The organism is Silvimonas sp. JCM 19000, assembly GCF_054652575.1.
Map to the genome: position 1 here is coordinate 14,736 of NZ_BAAIHC010000024.1, position 16,184 is coordinate 30,919.

The 16,184-nt window shown below is 61.9% G+C and carries 14 protein-coding genes; 3 read left to right on the plus strand and 11 right to left on the minus strand.

Translation table 11 applies throughout. The annotated features are described in order from the left end of the window. Window positions 1-51: 51 nt before the first annotated feature. The 8 genes from ACYQ1A_RS17710 to ACYQ1A_RS17745 form a co-directional block, all read right to left on the minus strand. Window positions 52-786, minus strand: coding sequence for a fimbria/pilus periplasmic chaperone (locus ACYQ1A_RS17710; RefSeq protein WP_499364038.1), 735 nt, complete (start codon window positions 784-786; stop codon window positions 52-54). A 65-nt stretch (window positions 787-851) separates the two neighbouring features. After that, window positions 852-1,394 carry a fimbrial protein gene (locus ACYQ1A_RS17715; protein WP_499364041.1) on the minus strand — a complete coding sequence of 181 codons (543 nt, stop codon included), beginning with the start codon at window positions 1,392-1,394 and terminating at the stop codon, window positions 852-854. Window positions 1,395-1,600: 206 nt separating this feature from the next. Then, window positions 1,601-2,662: a fimbrial protein gene (locus ACYQ1A_RS17720; protein WP_499364043.1), complete on the minus strand. Its 1,062-nt coding sequence runs from the start codon at window positions 2,660-2,662 to the stop codon at window positions 1,601-1,603. An 81-nt stretch (window positions 2,663-2,743) separates the two neighbouring features. Beyond that, window positions 2,744-6,961: a PAS domain S-box protein gene (locus ACYQ1A_RS17725; RefSeq protein WP_499364044.1), complete on the minus strand. Its 4,218-nt coding sequence runs from the start codon at window positions 6,959-6,961 to the stop codon at window positions 2,744-2,746. Between the two features lie 361 nt (window positions 6,962-7,322). After that, entirely contained in the window at window positions 7,323-8,753 is a 1,431-nt protein-coding gene (locus tag ACYQ1A_RS17730; protein WP_499364046.1) for a 4Fe-4S binding protein, read from the minus strand. 9 nt (window positions 8,754-8,762) lie between these two features. Beyond that, a complete protein-coding gene (locus ACYQ1A_RS17735; protein ID WP_499364048.1) occupies window positions 8,763-9,086 on the minus strand; it encodes a cupredoxin domain-containing protein in 324 nt (107 codons plus the stop codon). 77 nt (window positions 9,087-9,163) lie between these two features. Beyond that, window positions 9,164-9,703: an iron transporter gene (locus ACYQ1A_RS17740; RefSeq protein WP_499364050.1), complete on the minus strand. Its 540-nt coding sequence runs from the start codon at window positions 9,701-9,703 to the stop codon at window positions 9,164-9,166. 100 nt (window positions 9,704-9,803) lie between these two features. Next, on the minus strand, window positions 9,804-10,613 hold the full coding sequence (locus tag ACYQ1A_RS17745) for an FTR1 family iron permease (protein ID WP_499364053.1): 810 nt from the start codon (window positions 10,611-10,613) through the stop codon (window positions 9,804-9,806). A 215-nt stretch (window positions 10,614-10,828) separates the two neighbouring features. Between ACYQ1A_RS17745 and ACYQ1A_RS17750 the strand changes: the two genes are divergently transcribed. Next, the gene (locus ACYQ1A_RS17750) at window positions 10,829-11,164 is read left to right on the plus strand and encodes a hypothetical protein (RefSeq protein WP_499364056.1); all 336 of its coding nucleotides are present in this window, start codon (window positions 10,829-10,831) and stop codon (window positions 11,162-11,164) included. A 4-nt stretch (window positions 11,165-11,168) separates the two neighbouring features. Here the strand turns inward: ACYQ1A_RS17750 and ACYQ1A_RS17755 are convergent, their stop codons facing one another. Beyond that, window positions 11,169-11,570, minus strand: coding sequence for a GFA family protein (locus ACYQ1A_RS17755; RefSeq protein ID WP_062226025.1), 402 nt, complete (start codon window positions 11,568-11,570; stop codon window positions 11,169-11,171). A gap of 221 nt (window positions 11,571-11,791) precedes the next feature. On the opposite strand from ACYQ1A_RS17755, the gene ACYQ1A_RS17760 reads away from it, so the two are divergent. Continuing rightward, window positions 11,792-13,513, plus strand: a complete 1,722-nt coding sequence (locus tag ACYQ1A_RS17760) for a T6SS phospholipase effector Tle1-like catalytic domain-containing protein (protein WP_499364058.1) — start codon at window positions 11,792-11,794, stop codon at window positions 13,511-13,513. Between the two features lie 28 nt (window positions 13,514-13,541). Here ACYQ1A_RS17760 and ACYQ1A_RS17765 read toward each other — a convergent pair whose 3' ends face one another. Beyond that, window positions 13,542-14,609 carry a purine-nucleoside phosphorylase gene (locus ACYQ1A_RS17765; RefSeq protein ID WP_499364061.1) on the minus strand — a complete coding sequence of 356 codons (1,068 nt, stop codon included), beginning with the start codon at window positions 14,607-14,609 and terminating at the stop codon, window positions 13,542-13,544. 227 nt (window positions 14,610-14,836) lie between these two features. Between ACYQ1A_RS17765 and ACYQ1A_RS17770 the strand changes: the two genes are divergently transcribed. Beyond that, window positions 14,837-15,124, plus strand: coding sequence for a helix-hairpin-helix domain-containing protein (locus tag ACYQ1A_RS17770; protein ID WP_062223567.1), 288 nt, complete (start codon window positions 14,837-14,839; stop codon window positions 15,122-15,124). Between the two features lie 3 nt (window positions 15,125-15,127). On the opposite strand, the gene rtcA is transcribed toward ACYQ1A_RS17770, so the two are convergent. Further along, window positions 15,128-16,156, minus strand: coding sequence for an RNA 3'-terminal phosphate cyclase (rtcA, locus tag ACYQ1A_RS17775; RefSeq protein WP_499364067.1), 1,029 nt, complete (start codon window positions 16,154-16,156; stop codon window positions 15,128-15,130). Between the last annotated feature and the right edge of the window lie 28 nt (window positions 16,157-16,184).

Sequence of the window (16,184 nt, forward strand, 5' to 3'; positions counted from 1 at the left end):
ATTCGTCTATTTTTTCAGCAGATTGCAATTCGATAAGCGCTTTGAATTCTTCTATTCAAGCAGGGTTTGTCCATCCACCACGCCACCGAAATCATTTATAAAGTGGTAATCAATCGTCACCGGCCCGGCCGGTTTGCCTTTCAGGCCTTTCAGCGCAAATTGCTTTTGACTGTGCGGGGCCACCATGCCGGCTTCTGCGTTGGCCTTTGTGCCCGCGGCGCTCACATCGATGCCTGCCAGTGACACATGAAACGGCGATGGATTGGCAACCTGCAGCATTACTGCATGCGGGTCAGCCGGGTCGGTCTGCAATTGCCACGTCAGCAGCGCGGGTGCAGCGCTGGCCTCGCCGACCAGACCCACCGGGCGAAAGAACAATTTGATGCGCGTGCGAAACGCCAGCTGCAGGGTATTGGCGTCGTCGCCCGTCGCTTTGCTCTTGGGCGGCACCTCCAGCACGTTAAGCCAGAACAGCGATTCACGATCTGTCGGCAGCGCTTCCTGGGTATAGGCAATACGCAGACTCTGGCCCTTGCCCGCATCCAGTCGCGCCACGGGCGGTGTCAGCGTAAACGGCACTTTGATCTCTTCCGGACGTTGCTCGGCGGCGCCATCATCAATCCACGATTGCGCCAGCAGCGGGCGTTTGCCGCCATTGGTCAGGCGTACCGTAATTTCCCTGTCCTTGCCGTTGTAGACCGCGCGGGTGCCGGAAATCACCACATCCGCCGTGGCCGCCAGCGCCGCGCACAGCGCGACAAAGCACAGCACAAGCTTGTTGAACATTTGCATACCAGGGGCTCCTGCCTCCCGAGCGCGTCGGGAGGATCGCTCAGCAATCAGCCTGCCGCTTAGTCGTAGGCCAGGGTGTAGACGGCACTGGTGGCGATCGTGCCTTCGGTGTGTGCGCCGGTACTTTTGTAGCGCGTAACAAAATGCAGATTGGCCTTTTTATTGGTGTCGATCTTTTTGGTAATGACCGAGGACGGATCGCCCACTGCCACTTTTTTGACCACACCGGCTTCCTCGTTGTACAGCGCCACCTGGATGTTCTGCGCCGACAACGCCGTCAGCGACGGCCGCAGATTATTGGTGGCCAGATCGGCCAGGTTGGGATTACCGGCCATAAACGAGGCATATACATTGGTTTTGGCGCAGTTGCTGATACTGATATCAAAACTGCCCATATCCGCCGATTCGGCATTGGCCGCTAATTTGGCTACCGGCATGGTGCGCATGGCAACCAAAGCATCCGGGCCACCGCTATTGGTGGCAACCGTGCATGTTTCATTGGTGAGCGCGCCGTCAATATTAATGCGGCCAGTATCAGCGTATGCATAAGTGGCAATGCCGGATAGAAACAGCATTGCGCCTGCCATCTTTGACTTTTTCATGTTGTGAACCTTAAGCGGGTTAATTCAAACGGATAAAAACCGAGTCCGGCGCGCTGCGGCAAAATGAATTCAAAGCGTGTAACGGGATCGGCTGCACAGTATTGCCAAAGCGCGCGCCGGGCAGAATAGGAACAGTCTCACTGGATTTGTTTGGCCTATGTGCTGGCACCTGGCTACTGGCAATAATCCGGGCGTTGCGGCTGGTCCTAAAAGTAGGAGAAGGTCATGACCAGCTTGCCGGTCATATTGCCGCCCTTGACGGTCTGGCCAACCTGCACCACGCGTACATGCCATTGCACCACCAGGCGGTCGGGCTTGCCTTTGCTCCCCACCCGCACCAGTTGCGTGCGCTTGTCCAGCGCAAACGGCTTGGTGCCGCTGCTATCCATCAGCTGGAACATCAGCCCCGCCGTGCCGCCCCCTGCAACCGGCGGAAACATACCGCTTGGTGCGCTATAGGCATCGGTGCTGGATTTGGCCTGAACATGCACCAGCGCACCGTCACACTGACTCAGCGTCACCGCAAACGGCTTGGCAGGAGAGGCGTTACCCGGCGCCCGAAACGTGGTCGCCAGCGGAAAGGTGCCGATGCTGAAGCTCTGTTTGACGCTGCTGCTATCGACCGTGCAGGTGGGCACATGGGGCGCCTCAACCACGACATTGATACGCACATTGGGGCCACGGCGGGTGTCGATCACCTGCCCCAATCCAGCGGGAGTGGTATATCCGAGCGTCCACATCCGGCGATACAGCGAGCCGCTCTGGACCGGGCCGGTGACCACCAGTTGATAGCGTGCGGTATGTGTGCGACTAAACTGTCCGGGATCACGGACGTCGATATCGGCGCAGCCGCGCGGCAGCAGCCCCCAGTTCGACCCGGTGTTTTCGATATTGCCGCCCGGGTTGACCAACTGCAGGCCGATGCCAGGGATGCCGGTGATCAAGGGCACCGTACCGGGCATCGGGCTGGCCGTATACAGTGCAAAGCCATCATTCCTGAAGCAGGCCCAAATGTAGGCACTGAGATCGCTGCTATTGGTGTTGCAGGTGTAGCTATAGCTGGCGCGGGCGGTCGCCACCACTTCACGCGGCTGGGCCGTGGTCGGCACCGTCACCGTGCCAAAATCGATGTCATTAAAACTGTTCAGGCTGCAGACGCCCCCCGCGCTCCACGCCATGCCCGGCAGCAGCAGCGCGGCAGCTGACACGGCGCGCCCAAGCGGGCCGTCGCAGCGTGGCAGCCGGTTTAACAAAATGGATAAGGGCATGGCGGCAAACTCGTGACAGTGGGCGAAGCGCTGACCATAAGTGGCCGCCTTCGCCAGCGACTATCGGAGTTTTCTCGGCGCTCAGGCCACGCCGCGACCGAGCAAGTCGGCGCTCTGGCTGGCCAGATCGCGGATCGCCGCCAGATCTGATGCACTCAGGGACAGCGCGCGCCGATCGGTGGCCGCTGCGCTGGCCTTGTGCTCCAGCGCCGCCGCCAGCTGCGCCAGCGCCACTGCGCCCATGGTGCCAGCCATGCCTTTGAGCGCATGCAGCGTGGCGGCCGCCGCAACCAGATCGCCCATGGCGACCTGGCGCTCCAGTTCGGCCTGCATGCGCTGGCATTCCGCCGGGAACAAGGCCAGCGCGGCGCGATACACCTCGATCTGCCCCCCAAAGCGCTGCGCCAGCGCATCAAACGGCTCAATCAAGGCGTCTGCCGCATTGGCGGACGCGGGCGCGGTTGCGCTCGCGATAGGCGCGCCGGTGAGCGCCAGCACTTTCTGCACCACTTCTTCCATATCGATGGGCTTGCCGACATGGCCATTCATGCCCGCCGCCAGGCAGGCTTGCTGATCGGCCTCGGACACGTTGGCGGTCATGGCCAGTATGGGCAAATGCGCCCCGCGCGCATCGGCGCGGATACGGCGCGTGGCGGTCAGGCCGTCGATATCGGGCATCTGCACATCCATGATGACCAGGTCGTACAACGCGTGCCGCGTCAGCGCCATCTCCACGCCTTGCAAACCGCCTTCCGCCAGTTCCACTTCGGCGCCTTCATAACGCAGCAATTCAAAGGCGACCTGGCGATTAAGCGCGTTATCTTCAACCACCAGGATATTGAGGCCCGTCAGCCGCTCCGGTGCTAGCACCGGCGTGGGTAAAGCCACCGGGGCCACCGACTGCGCCATGGCATGCTCGATGGCGTCGATCAATTGTTGCGGCGTGACCGGTTTGGACAAAAACGCCAGGAAGGGGGCATCGCCTTGATGCGTGAGGTCACCCAGCACCTCGCGACCATAGGCAGTCACCATCACCACCACCGGCGGTTTGGCATGCGCGGTGTGGATGGCCGTGGCCGCCTGCAAGCCATCGATACCCGGCATGCGCCAGTCCATCAACACCACGTCATACGGCCGCTGTTGCTCGCGGGCTGCCTGCACCCGGTCTATGGCTTGCCGCCCGCTACCCACATAATCGGCATGCCAGCCTATGGTCTCGACCGTGTTGACCAGGATTTCACCCACCGTGGGCAAATCGTCCACGATAAGCACACGCAAATTTGGGGTGCCGCGCGCGCTGGCGATGGGCACATCGTTAGCCACTTCAAATGCCAGATCAAACCAGAAGCGACTGCCCTCACCGACCGTGCTGCTTACCTGTAACTCGCCCCCCATCAAATCGACCAGCTTCTTGCTGATGGCCAGGCCCAGCCCGGTGCCGCCGTAGCGGCGCGTGGTCGAGGCCTCGGCCTGGGTAAAGCCATCAAAAATCCGCTGCAAATGATCGGGCTCGATGCCGATGCCGGTATCGCGCACGCTAAAGCGCAAATTAATGCGCTGCGCGCTACGCGCCAGCACCTCGATGCCCAGCACCACAATGCCGGTATCGGTGAACTTGAGGGCGTTGCCTGCCAGATTGATCAGGATTTGCTGCAAGCGCAGCTGGTCACCGCGCACCATGGCAGGCAGCGTCGGCGGCAACTGGTACATCACTTCGACGTTTTTATTGCCGTAGCTACCCGACAGAATCACGGCCAGATCGCGCAGCAATTCTTCCAGCTCAAACGGATGGAGATCGAGTTGCAGTTTGCCCGCATCGATTTTGGAAAAATCCAGAATGTCGTTCAGCAAGCCCAGCAGCGACGTGGCGGCGGTCTGCGCCTTGCTGGCGTAATCCAGCTGGCGTGCGTCCAGCTCGGTCTGGCGCATCAGTTGCAACATCCCCAGCACGGCGTTCATCGGCGTGCGGATTTCGTGGCTCATATTGGCCAGAAACTGGCTCTTGGCCACGCTGGCGGTTTCGGCCATCTCACGCGCCTGGCGCAAGCCGGTTTCAAATTCCAGGCGACGGCTGATGTCCTGCGCGATGCCCAGGTAGCCGGTGATATTGTTGTGCTCGTCGCGGATGGAGGTCACCGTGATCGACACCGGCACATGGCTGCCGTCGCGGCGCACATAGGTCCACTCGGTGTCATCGTTGCGCCCTTCCATCACGATCAGCGTGCGCACGCCAGGCAAGGGAATGCCGAGTTCAAGCTCGTATTTATGCCGCCGCAGCGCAATTTCTTCGGGCAAATGCAGCAATTCCGGCGTGCTCTTGCCGACCAGCTCTTCGGCGCGGTAGCCCAACATGCGCTCGGCGCCTTCATTGAATACGGTGATGATGCCGTTGAGGTCGGTGGCGATGATCGAGTAATCCGACGCGGCGCGCAGCACGCTGCCAAGCAGGCCGTTCAGGCGATCGACTTCCATATTGCTGAGTTTGCGGTCGGTCACATCCACCCGCAGCGCCACATAGCGCTCGATGACACCATCGGCATCGGCGTACGGCGCAATCACCGTATTAAACCAGCGTAAAGAACCATCTTTGGCCCGATTACAGATCTCGCCGCGCCAAGCCTGGCCATGCGAAATGCTGTGCCATAGCCCGGCCCAGAAGCCGGCCGGATGCACGCCGGAATTAAATATGCTGTGCGGCTGCCCCAGCAATTCCTGACGGGTATAGCCGCTGGCCTGGCAGAGCCGCTCGTTGACTTCCAGAATGCGGCCGTCGCGATCGCTCACCGAATACAACATCTGTTCATTGATGGTCTGGAACAGCACATTGCGCTCACGCAGCGCCGTGGCCAGTTCTTCGGTACGGGCGCTGACCTGGGCCTCGAGATTGGCGTTGAGTTCGTTGATTTGCGCCTGCGCTGCTTTTTGTTCGCCAATATCGCGCACGGTTTTGGAGATGCCGATGATCACGCCATCGGCATCACGCACGGGCGACAGCGAGATCGACACATCCAGCATGCGACCGTCGCGATGGCGGCGCACGGTCTCGAAGGCGGGAATGGCCTCACCAGCCACCACGCGCTGCTGGATCAGCTTTTCTTGCTCTTCTTGCTCGGCCAGGCGCTCAGGCAAATTACGCCCGATGGCTTCGCTGGCGTGGTAGCCAAACAAGCGTTCGGCCCCCTGGTTCCAGCTGGTGACCGTGCCATCGAGCGCCTTGCCGATGATGGCGTCGATCGAGCTTTCCACGATGGCGGCGCGGCGTGCTTGTTCGGAGCGCAACAAGGACTTGCGCTGCCGGCTTTGCGTCAAGGTCCAGATCAACACGCCTTTGAGGATGGATAACATCACCCCGATCAGGACGACCCACTCCGGCGCAAACAGATTCAGCCCTTCGGCAAATGTCGGGTAAACATGCAGCGCCAGCTTCCATTGGCGGCCATAAAACCCTTGCTGTAAATCCAGCGTTGCGGTTTCGGCCCCTACGCCTTCGGCCAGCGGCGTGCGATAAAACGGCGCCGCCTGCGCCGACTGCGTGATATCGCTGACCACCAGTTGCGCGGCATGCGGGTCAAGACCAAGGTTGGTCAGCACTTCATCCATCGACAACGGCGCATAGGACCAGCCCATCAAGGCAGCCTCGCGGGCCGCGGGCGACGCGGGCATGCTGCCGTCGCCGCGGAACACCGGCAGCAAAAACAAAAACGACTGCAGCGGCTTGCCAACGGACTGCACCAGCGTAATCGGCCCGGTCAAACGCGCTTCGCCGGTCTGCATGGCAGCCACGGCGGCCTGGCGGCGGTTGGATTCAGAGGCGATATCGAGGCCGATGGCCTGGCGGTTGCGGCCCTCGGGCTCGACATATTGAATGACAAACAGATCGCCATCATGTGGCGCAATTTGCAGAATGCTGAAGGACGGGTTGTCGACGCGGGCACTGGCGACAAACATTTCGCGCTGCGCCGCCGGTACCCGCCGCACAAAGCCAAAGCCGCCAGCGCCGGGAAATTCGCGCAGCAGATCTCGCGTCTGGCTATAGCGATGAAACACATCGCGCGAAATGCCGTTCTCCCCCGCCACCACCACCGCCCCGCGCGCGCCGCGCAGACCAAACTGATAGCGCAACAAACGCTCGGCCATGGTATCGCTGATCTGGCTGGCCACTTGCTGCATCGCCTGCGCCTGCTCGCGCACATTGTGCTGCCGCACCTGCGCCGCCACGATCAGCGTCAGCACCAGGCCGGCGACAAAACCGATAACAGGCCAGAACATCGGCGCAGAGGGGCGTACAGCCAGCTTCATAGGAACCAAGGGGGCAAAGGTGATGGGCACAAAGCTGAGCGTAGCCCAAAGCGGCAGGCCGTGTATCGCCCGATGCAGCGGCCGCCGGGGACACGGCCCGGCCCGGGCCACTTGCAATTCAGTACATAGGCCAGCGCGCAGCAGTCGGCAAGCTCGGGCCCACGGCGCGCACGCGGCCCGCTGCAGCAGACCGGGCTGGTTGCGGCGGGGCGTCGCGCCAACCCATCCGCGTTTGCTGGCGTCGGCGGGCGGGCGCTACGCCCGATGCAGCCCGTTTTTGTGTGATTGGCGGGCGGACCGCTGGCGCAGCATGCCACTGCGCCAGCGTATTAATGCAAAGCCCGGCCAGACTGATCCGCGCTCAACAAACCCGCGCGCCAGGCATGCAATGCGCCAATTGCCACACCGACCAGCCGCCAAACATCAGCCACCATGTCAAATCCACCAGCGCACATGCGGCCGCGACCGACAGCCATGCCAGGGCGCGTTGTGCCATGCCGGCCTGATAGCGCCGCACGATGCCCAGCGCCAGCACAGCAGTCCACAGGTTGGCGCCGGCCAACAAGCCAAAACGCAGCGGCTGCACCCAGGTCAGATTGATGCCCTCCGGGCGTAGCAGGCTGACGGTGGTGGCGGAAAGCCCGAGGAACAGGCCACAGCCCGCCAGCGGCACCAGCGCCAACGCCAGATGTTCAAAGCGCTTGCTGTCCCAGCCACCCAGCGCCCGATTGCCCACGGCCAACAGCAGCGACAACGCACTGCCCATCACTGCGCCCACGCCCACAATCCAAGCCACCACCAGCGTGCCATCCAGAATGGTGAACACATCGTTGTGCAGCGGGTAATTGGTAAACACGTACCACGGCAGGGTTTTTTCCAGCGGCCACATCAGGTCATGGTTGATCAGCCATTCGGCACAGGCTTGTTTGATCGCCACCATCCACGGGCTAACGGTCCACTGAAACGCACCGATGGCAATGCCCAGCATGCCAAACAACAGCAACGCGGTTTGCCACTTCGATTCTTTGGGCGGGCCAACCTGCACGATTTCGGCATTGGGCGAGCGGGGGCTGAGTGCGATGGCATCACGATGGCCACTGCACCGGCCGCACATATGGCATTCGGCATTGCCTTGCATATTGCGGATCGGCACCATCGGCGCACAGACGATGGGGATCACCTTGTGGCTGTGATAGCTTTTTTTCCAGGCATGCACGTCGACGCGGAAATGGATGGGCGCAAGTCGCGACAACAAATTGAATACGCCATTCACCGGGCACAGATATTTGCACCAGGCGCGCCGATCGCGCGCGTAGACCAGGCCGATGAACATGGCGGCAACGGTGGAGCCGCCCAGCACCACCAGCACCGCGCGCGGATATTGGTACACGCTGACCATCTGGCCGTAAATCGTGGTGCCGGCAAATGCCACGAAGGGCCAGCCGGACCAGCGCAGCCAGCGCGGCATGGCCCGATCCAGCCCAAAGCGACTGGTGAATTCGCTAAGCGCGCCTTCCGGGCATAACACCCCGCACCAGGCACGGCCCAGCAGCACCATGCTGAGCAAAACGAAAGGCCACCAGATTCCCCAGAACAGGAACTGCGCAAACACCGTCAGGTTATTCAGGATGCGCGCGTCCGAATCGGGCAGCGGCAGGGCCACCGGAATGATCAGCAGGCTGGCATAAAACAGCACCACCAACCATTGCATGCCGATGATCATGCCGCGATGGCGCGCCAGCCAGTCACCGGCGCGGGCAAGAAGCGGAGAGGCAGACAGCGTGCCGCTCATAATGATTCCTTAACGGGCAACGATGGTGCCTTTGGCGGTATTGGGGTGGAAATCGTCGAACCATTTATAGGTGCCCGGCTGCATCGGCGCGCAAATGACTGAAGACGTCACGCCGGGGCCCAGCACTTTTTCTTTGCGCAGGTCGGTGCTTTCAAATTCCACCGGCTGCGCGCCCGCGTTGGTGACCACAATGCGGATTTTCTTACCCGCAGGCACGGTGAGGTTCAGGGGCGTAGCTTTGCCATCCTTGAACTCGATTTTGATTTCAAATGGCTCTTCGGCATGGGCCAGCGGCGCCAGTGCAACCAGCAAACCCACTGCAACAGCGGACATCCATCGACGCATTGTTTGGTTCCTGTCCATAAACAACAAAGCCGGGATGCCAAGCATCCCGGCAGCACAGCCACGACTTAGTAGCCGCCCTTCTTGCCGGTACCGGCGAAGGTGAATTCGTAGTCATTGGTGATGGGCGCCCACCATGCACCCACGCCGGTTTCCTTATCGACGTGACGACCAAAATGCGCCATCGGGTTTTGCGACGGCGGCAGGATGGTCAAATGCAACTTGTATTTGCCCGGGCCAGCCAGTTTGACGTTATCGCCATAATGCGGGCCGTCGCTGGCCACCATGGCCATCATGTCGCCAGCGATTTTGGTGTTGCTGCCAACTTTGGTGATTTCGTATTTAACCAGCAGCGCCGGCATCCACTCGCCTTCGGCAAAACCGTTGGGATTGTTCTTGAGCGCGTGGATATCGGCTTCAAGGTGGATGTCGGATTCTTCGGCTTTGCGCATCATGCCTTCCGGTTCCATCTTGATCGGTTGCAAATAAACCGCGCCGATTTCCATACCGCCTTTCAACAGCGGTTTGCCGATGGGATATTCAGCAGCGAACGACGGGGCCGACAGACATACAGCGGCGACAGCACTTGCCAGGATGTATTTACGCATTGCGCTTGGTCTCAGGTTGTTAAACGTTATTTGAATGATGCGTGCGGTTGCGGCGTGTCGAGCCACGCCAGAAAAAAACGATCAGTGACAGCCGTCGCGCTCAGGCACGACGCTTGCCCAGCGTGCGTGCCAGCAGCGTGATGACCAGCAGCGTGCCCACCCAGGCCAGCAACTGGATGCCTGCGGGGCGTGCGGTATAGCCCACCACGGCGTGCAGCATCTTGCCGGTGACGCTGTCATCGGTGAGCAGCCACGAGGTATCCCACAGTGCATCGCCCAGCGGCGGCACCCAGTCGGCAGCAATCAAAAAGCCGACGCACTGGCTGGCCATACCGGCGGCCAGCAGCAGCACCAGCGCATTCGTCACGGCAAACAATTTGCGGGTATTGATCTGCAGCAGGCCAAAGTAAAGCGCGGCGCCCACGCCTACCCCACCCGCCAGCCCGATCAGGGCGCCTATGGCCATCTGCACGCCCTGGCCTTGCTGGCCAGCGGCGATGCCATACAAAAACAACACGGTCTCGGAGCCTTCGCGCAGCAAGGCGATGCCGACCACCATGGCCAGACCCGTCATGGAGGTCGACCCGGCGGTGACCGATCTGCCGAGCGAACCGAGTGACTGCGCCATTTCGCGACCATGGCGGTTCATCCAGATGCAATGCCAGGCCAGCATCAGCACCGCGACAAACATGATGCCGGCGTTAAAGACCTCTTGCCCCATGCCTGAGGCCCAGTTGGAAATGACCTCGGCAAACACGGCGACCAGGCTGGCACCTATGGTGCCGCCCACGATGCCCAGGCCCACCCACAAACCACGGCGTGGCACCGTGCGGGTGGCGGCCATCACGATCGAGACCACCAGCGCGGCTTCGAGAATCTCGCGAAATACAATCAACATCGTGGAAAACATGGGCTAATCCGGCGGAAATCGAGGGCGTATTTTGCACCTGTTAAGCGTCAACAGGAATCATTCTCGATTGTGGAAACGCCGACTTAGGCATGACTTAGCCTGTGCCGGGCGTCGCCAGATATCGCAAATTTCAGCCTAACTGTTTGACAGATAAGGGAGTCGCCAGCCAGGCTCAAACTCGAGACGCAAAATTATACGCATTTGGGAGTATTCACATGCCGACCATCAGCCCGTATTCCAACGCGAGCCAGGCTTACTACCAGCAATTGCTACAGCAACAGCAGCAGCAAGCTGCCCGCGCGCCAGCCAGCAACACCGACAATGCCGTCAGCAGCAACAGCACCAGCAGTGTGACCGCTGCGGCCGCCGCCCGCGCCACCGACATCGCGGCGCAGAATGCCACCCCGGCCAGCACGGCGGTGCAGAATGCCGCCAGCGGCAACGGCGCCAACGCCGTCACCGCGCCCAACAATGCCTTTAGCGTCTACAACAACGGCGGCAGCGTGCCGCAGGCGTTTCAGACCGGCAGCGTGCTCAATACTTCGGCCTGAGGGTTTACTCGCCGGGCAGTTCGGCAAATTGTGGCAATTCGTCGGTGATGTGATACCACGGCGCTTTAAAGGCGACGTAGATATGGTGATCCGGCTGCTTGCTCGGGCTGTCCTGCAACGAGCCCAGCCGCACATGCACGTACTCGCGCCCGCGCACCAGGGCAAACAGGGGTGAGTGGCAGCGCGCGCACAACGCGTCATAACCCTCAGCCGATTCATCCTGCCGGAGTAACTCGGTCTCGCCTTGGGTGACCTGCAGCCGATCGGCGCGGATGCCGCCATAGGTACTGAAAGCGGAACCCGTGCGCTGGCGGCAGCGCGTGCAATGGCAATAACCCGCGTATTCCAGCGCGTCTTCCACCTGATAGTGCACCGCGCCGCAAAGGCATCGTCCTGTCAGTTGCATATTGCTGTCCTCCTTTCATTTCGACGCCAGGCGTCGCGTGGATGCGTCCGGATCAAGCCTGGCACAAGGTACTGGAAGCCATGGGCGAAGGTAGAAGCGCATCTGCCCAGCGGCCACGGCGCGGCGGCAGGCCGCACGCCAGGCCACCGGCTATCAGCGCGCCCGGCTGACGCCGCCACACTGTCTAGGCTGATGACAGCCCACGCCTTCCGGAGCTGATCATGCCCGACGCCGCCCCCCGCCATCTGATGCTGTTTTGCGACGGCACCAATAACACGCTGACCGCGCATCATGGCGATACCAACGTGCTGCAACTGTATGAACGCTTTGCCCACGCCTATCCGGATGATCCGGCCTGGTTGCTGTATTACGATCCCGGCATCGGCTCGATCAGCGGCGCGCCACCGGTGGATTTAAGCGACTGGTTGCGCAACAGCGCCAATCGCACGCTGCAACTGGCGCTGGGCAAGGACATCTACGCCAATATCGCCGATGGCTACCGTTTTTTGATGCAGCACTGGCAAGCGGGCGACCAGATCTATTGCTTTGGTTTTTCGCGCGGTGCGTTCACCGCACGCGCGATTGCCGGGATGGTCAATCTGTTTGGCGTGCTGCGCGCGCAACACGAGGTGATGCTGCCCACGCTGCTGAATATCTATTTCTCTGCGCCCGGCGCCGCACCTGGCGCGGCCAGCGTGCCGCACGGCATGATCACCGGCATGGTGCAGAAATGGCGGCTGCGCCAGGCGGAACGGCGTGGCCGGTTTGCGGCCAGGCTGACTGGCGTGGCGGCGGCAGCGCGCCAGGATGAAGCGCCGACGCGGGAATCGCTGGCGCGCCAGATCCGGCATAACTTCACCAGCCTGCCCGGCCGCGACGCGTGGGTGGAATTTATCGGGGTGTGGGATACGGTCGAATCGGTCGGCGCAGTGCCGTTTCTGTCGCAAAAAAATCCCAGCCCGCCCACCGTACTGGGCAAGCGCTTTCATCATGTGCGACACGCGCTATCGCTAGACGAGCATCGCTTTACCTTTTTGCCGCGCCTGTACGACGAGCCCGGCGATCTCAATACCGCCGAGCACACGCTGCGCCAGCGCTGGTTTGGCGGTGTGCATTGCGATGTCGGCGGCAGTTATCCACTGGCCGAAGCCGGGCTGTCTGACTTTGCGCTGGACTGGATGATCGAAGAACTGGCCGGTTGCGGCGTGGCCACGCCTGCCGTGGCGCGCCCTTTGCCGCCGCCGGTGTGGCTGCGCCACGACACTTTGTTTACCACACCGTGGTGGGGGCTGGCGGGGATGACACCGCGCAATATGCAACCGCGCACCACGCAAGATCAGCCCATCGCCGTCATCCCGCAACCGACGCCCGTGGGCGTGGAAATCCATAGCATCTGGGAACATCGCCGCTCGCGCGCCAAGCTGATCATCGCGGCGGTACTGGCCTTGCTGTTGCTGTATGTCACGGCGGGCGCGCCCTATCGCCCCGGCAGTGAAGGCCTGTTCGGCTACTGGACCGCCCTGTTGTTGCCCTGCGCCGATCCCGCACGCTGGCTGGCGTTAAGCGCCGGATGGCATTGGTTGGGCCAACCGCTCTTGCTGATTTGCGCTGCCTATTTGTTGGCCCGCTTGAGCACGCGCGGCTACACCTTGTGGATCGGTTTGCGTCATCCGGGCGCTGGCGGGTACGCCCTGTGGCAAGCGCTCGGCTGGCTACCGGCGGCGACGGTGCTGGCGGCCATTGCAGAAATTCCGCTGAGCGCACTGGGCGCACATATCCCGCCGCACGGGTGGGATTATTTCTGGCAGGCGCTCGCGTTGCTGGCAGGCGGCATCAAAGTGATCAGCTTGCTGGCAAGCATATTGATCTATGGCGCGGGCAGCGTGCTACCGGCGCGCTGGTTACATCCCGCCGCTGTCCCACCGCCCGCGGCAGCGGCCTGAAGCCACGGGCCCAGGCCTGGATCGACCCTCAGCGCGCTGGCACCCCGTCGCGCCAATCGGCCCAGCGCGCGGTAATGTCCTGCACCAGCGGATTGCCCGCGCGATACAGATTATCAATCGCGGGCACAAAGCCGCCTTGTTTGGCGTAATCGAGCAGATTGTCGACCGGCGATTGCCCCGGCGCGGGCCGATCAAAATCCGAACCCGTGCGCACCACCGCCAGACGGCTCAGATCCACCCGCCCGGTACTGGCCGCGCGCTTCAGCGCTTCGTAGGTTGCGTTGTCTTCTTGCTGCGTGGTGCAATAGGTGGCTTTGCCGTCGGTGATCTGCTTCGTCCACGCGCGCGCGCGCTCGCCGATCAAATTGCCCGACCACCAGGTATCCCCGGCGAGGGTATCGCACTGGATCACTTTGGGTGGCAGATTGGCCGGCGCTTCAGGATAGCGGGCGCGCGCGGCTTGAGCCTCGGCGCTATCCGCCAGTTTGACGTTGCGCGACAAGGCATAGGCACGCTCGGCCAGCGCGGCATTCAAGGTAAACGCCTCGGTGCGATAATCCAGCGGCGGCTTTTCAGAGGGCGAACGTGTATTGATGCCGAGCATGCCGCTGGGCCAGTCGTCGGGCTTCTCGCGCGCATCCAGCTCCCACTGCATGCCGAAATCCACCAGATATTTAGCCCACGCCGCCGACCCCAAGGTGCCTTGCGCCGGGTCGATCCCGGCAATGCCGGCGATCAGAAACCAGGTGCGGCGCAAATCAAAGCGATCTGAAAAGGTCAGCGCCATGACCGAGGCTGCCGCATTGGCGTGGCCCATCCCGGTGGTCAACACGCACACCGCTTGCGCATTGCAGTGCACTTCGGGGTAATCCGGCGACAAGCCCGGCACCGCAATCGCACGCCACGGCCCCAGATGGTCCAGCCACACTTTGCCCTCCGGCCCGAACATCGAAATGATCATGACCTTGACCGGCTGCGCCAGCGTGCTGTGCTGCGTGCTCGGCGTTGCGGCGTGGGCCGCGACTGGCAGCGCGAGCGCCAGCGCGGTGGCAAACAAGGTGGCGCGGAAACGGAATGACGGGAAGGCAGCAGGCATGGCGGATTCGCAGGTCTGGATGAGATGCGAGCATTTAAGCCGTGAAATCGTGGCCTGCCAACTACCACCGCATTTGCGTTCGATCAGATGGATGAGGCAGCGCGCTCAATCCGCCCCGGACATGCCTGGATCGAAGTGCGTATAGACCCGAAACACCGCCGCGTAGAAATCGCTGCGCCGTCAGATTATGCTAACCACATCTCATCTGGACGCCGCTGGAGCCCCCCATGCATCCCGCCAAAGTTGATCGCAACCGTCTGCACGCGCTCACCGACCTGCCCAATGTCGGCCCCGCCGTGGCCGCGGATTTGCGTTTGTTGGGCATCGACACGCCCGAACAATTGCGCGGCCGCGATCCTTATGATCTGTACGACCAACTCTGCAGCGTTACCGCCACCCGCCATGACCCGTGCATGATCGATACGTTTATCGCGGTCACGCGCTTTATGGATGGCGCCGAGCCGCAAGCCTGGTGGGCGTATACGGCCGAGCGCAAGCAGCGTTATGCGGCGTAGCGCTCAACGCACCGTAATGCGATAAGCGGCCCCGTCGGCTTCGATCTCAATGCTGACATCCAGAAATTTCTCAATCACTTGTGCGTTGGTGATCAGATGGCTGGATGCATGCGTGGTGCTTACCGTGCCAGCGCCCGCCAGCGCCAGCGGCAATAACAGCTGGTCGGCCAGATATTCGCCCACTGCGGCATCGCGGCGCAGATAGCTCAGGGCGTCTTGCGCCACGCGGTCGGCCACGCGTTCAGCGGCGATGCCTTTTTCGCCCAGGCCGATGAACAGTTCGGTGACGTTTTCGTGCTGGACGCGCACCAGCACCGCATTGCCTGGCCCCATCCGATCGGACAATTCCTGGTGTACGGCCGTCACCGCGGGCAAACGTGCACGCAGGCAGTCCACCTCGCGCAGCGCAACACTCACCGGCACGCCAGCCACCATGGCCACGGCATTAAGGGCGACGTGCGCGCCACGCGTCGACAAGTCGAGCGGCTGCAAAGCAGGCACCGGCTGCGTATGCGCCACCACCTCACCGCCACCGGCCGGATAAAACCCATGCCGCACCAACTCGATCTGCGTCTGCACGCCCATGCGCTGCAGTAGCGGCAGCCATGCATCAATCAGAAAATCTGCGGGTGGCGCTTTAGGATTATGCGTGCCGCCACTCACGCAAATGCGTGCAGGCGCATCGGCAAACCACAAGGCCGGCAGCACCGTCTGCAGCACCAGCGTGCAACTGCCCGCGCTACCGATGGCAAAGCGATAATCGCCGCCGCGTATCGGGCCAGGCGCAAACGTCAGCGCTTGCGAACCGGGCGTCGCCCCTTCCACCGTTGCCCCACAAATCGCCGCGGCCGCCTGCACTGCGGTGAGATGCTGGCGCAGCAAACCAGGCTTCTGTCGCCCGGCCCGGATCTGGCTGATGCGGATGGGCACAGCGGTAATCATCGATAAAGTGAGCGCGGTACGCAAAATCTGCCCCCCGCCCTCGCCCATGGAGCCATCCAGCTCCAGATATTCAGTTTTTGTTGTTGTCATTGCTTTTAGTCCACGCCTTGCGGCGAGT

Excerpts from the sequence above, each read along its gene's own strand:
- ACYQ1A_RS17710 (WP_499364038.1), bottom strand. The coding sequence starts at position 786 with ATGTTCAACAAGCTTGTGCTGTGCTTTGTCGCGCTGTGCGCGGCGCTG.
- ACYQ1A_RS17715 (WP_499364041.1), bottom strand. The coding sequence starts at position 1,394 with ATGAAAAAGTCAAAGATGGCAGGCGCAATGCTGTTTCTATCCGGCATT.
- ACYQ1A_RS17720 (WP_499364043.1), bottom strand. The coding sequence starts at position 2,662 with ATGCCCTTATCCATTTTGTTAAACCGGCTGCCACGCTGCGACGGCCCG.
- ACYQ1A_RS17725 (WP_499364044.1), bottom strand. The coding sequence starts at position 6,961 with ATGAAGCTGGCTGTACGCCCCTCTGCGCCGATGTTCTGGCCTGTTATC.
- ACYQ1A_RS17730 (WP_499364046.1), bottom strand. The coding sequence starts at position 8,753 with ATGAGCGGCACGCTGTCTGCCTCTCCGCTTCTTGCCCGCGCCGGTGAC.
- ACYQ1A_RS17735 (WP_499364048.1), bottom strand. The coding sequence starts at position 9,086 with ATGTCCGCTGTTGCAGTGGGTTTGCTGGTTGCACTGGCGCCGCTGGCC.
- ACYQ1A_RS17740 (WP_499364050.1), bottom strand. The coding sequence starts at position 9,703 with ATGCGTAAATACATCCTGGCAAGTGCTGTCGCCGCTGTATGTCTGTCG.
- ACYQ1A_RS17745 (WP_499364053.1), bottom strand. The coding sequence starts at position 10,613 with ATGTTTTCCACGATGTTGATTGTATTTCGCGAGATTCTCGAAGCCGCG.
- ACYQ1A_RS17750 (WP_499364056.1), top strand. The coding sequence starts at position 10,829 with ATGCCGACCATCAGCCCGTATTCCAACGCGAGCCAGGCTTACTACCAG.
- ACYQ1A_RS17755 (WP_062226025.1), bottom strand. The coding sequence starts at position 11,570 with ATGCAACTGACAGGACGATGCCTTTGCGGCGCGGTGCACTATCAGGTG.
- ACYQ1A_RS17760 (WP_499364058.1), top strand. The coding sequence starts at position 11,792 with ATGCCCGACGCCGCCCCCCGCCATCTGATGCTGTTTTGCGACGGCACC.
- ACYQ1A_RS17765 (WP_499364061.1), bottom strand. The coding sequence starts at position 14,609 with ATGCCTGCTGCCTTCCCGTCATTCCGTTTCCGCGCCACCTTGTTTGCC.
- ACYQ1A_RS17770 (WP_062223567.1), top strand. The coding sequence starts at position 14,837 with ATGCATCCCGCCAAAGTTGATCGCAACCGTCTGCACGCGCTCACCGAC.
- rtcA (WP_499364067.1), bottom strand. The coding sequence starts at position 16,156 with ATGACAACAACAAAAACTGAATATCTGGAGCTGGATGGCTCCATGGGC.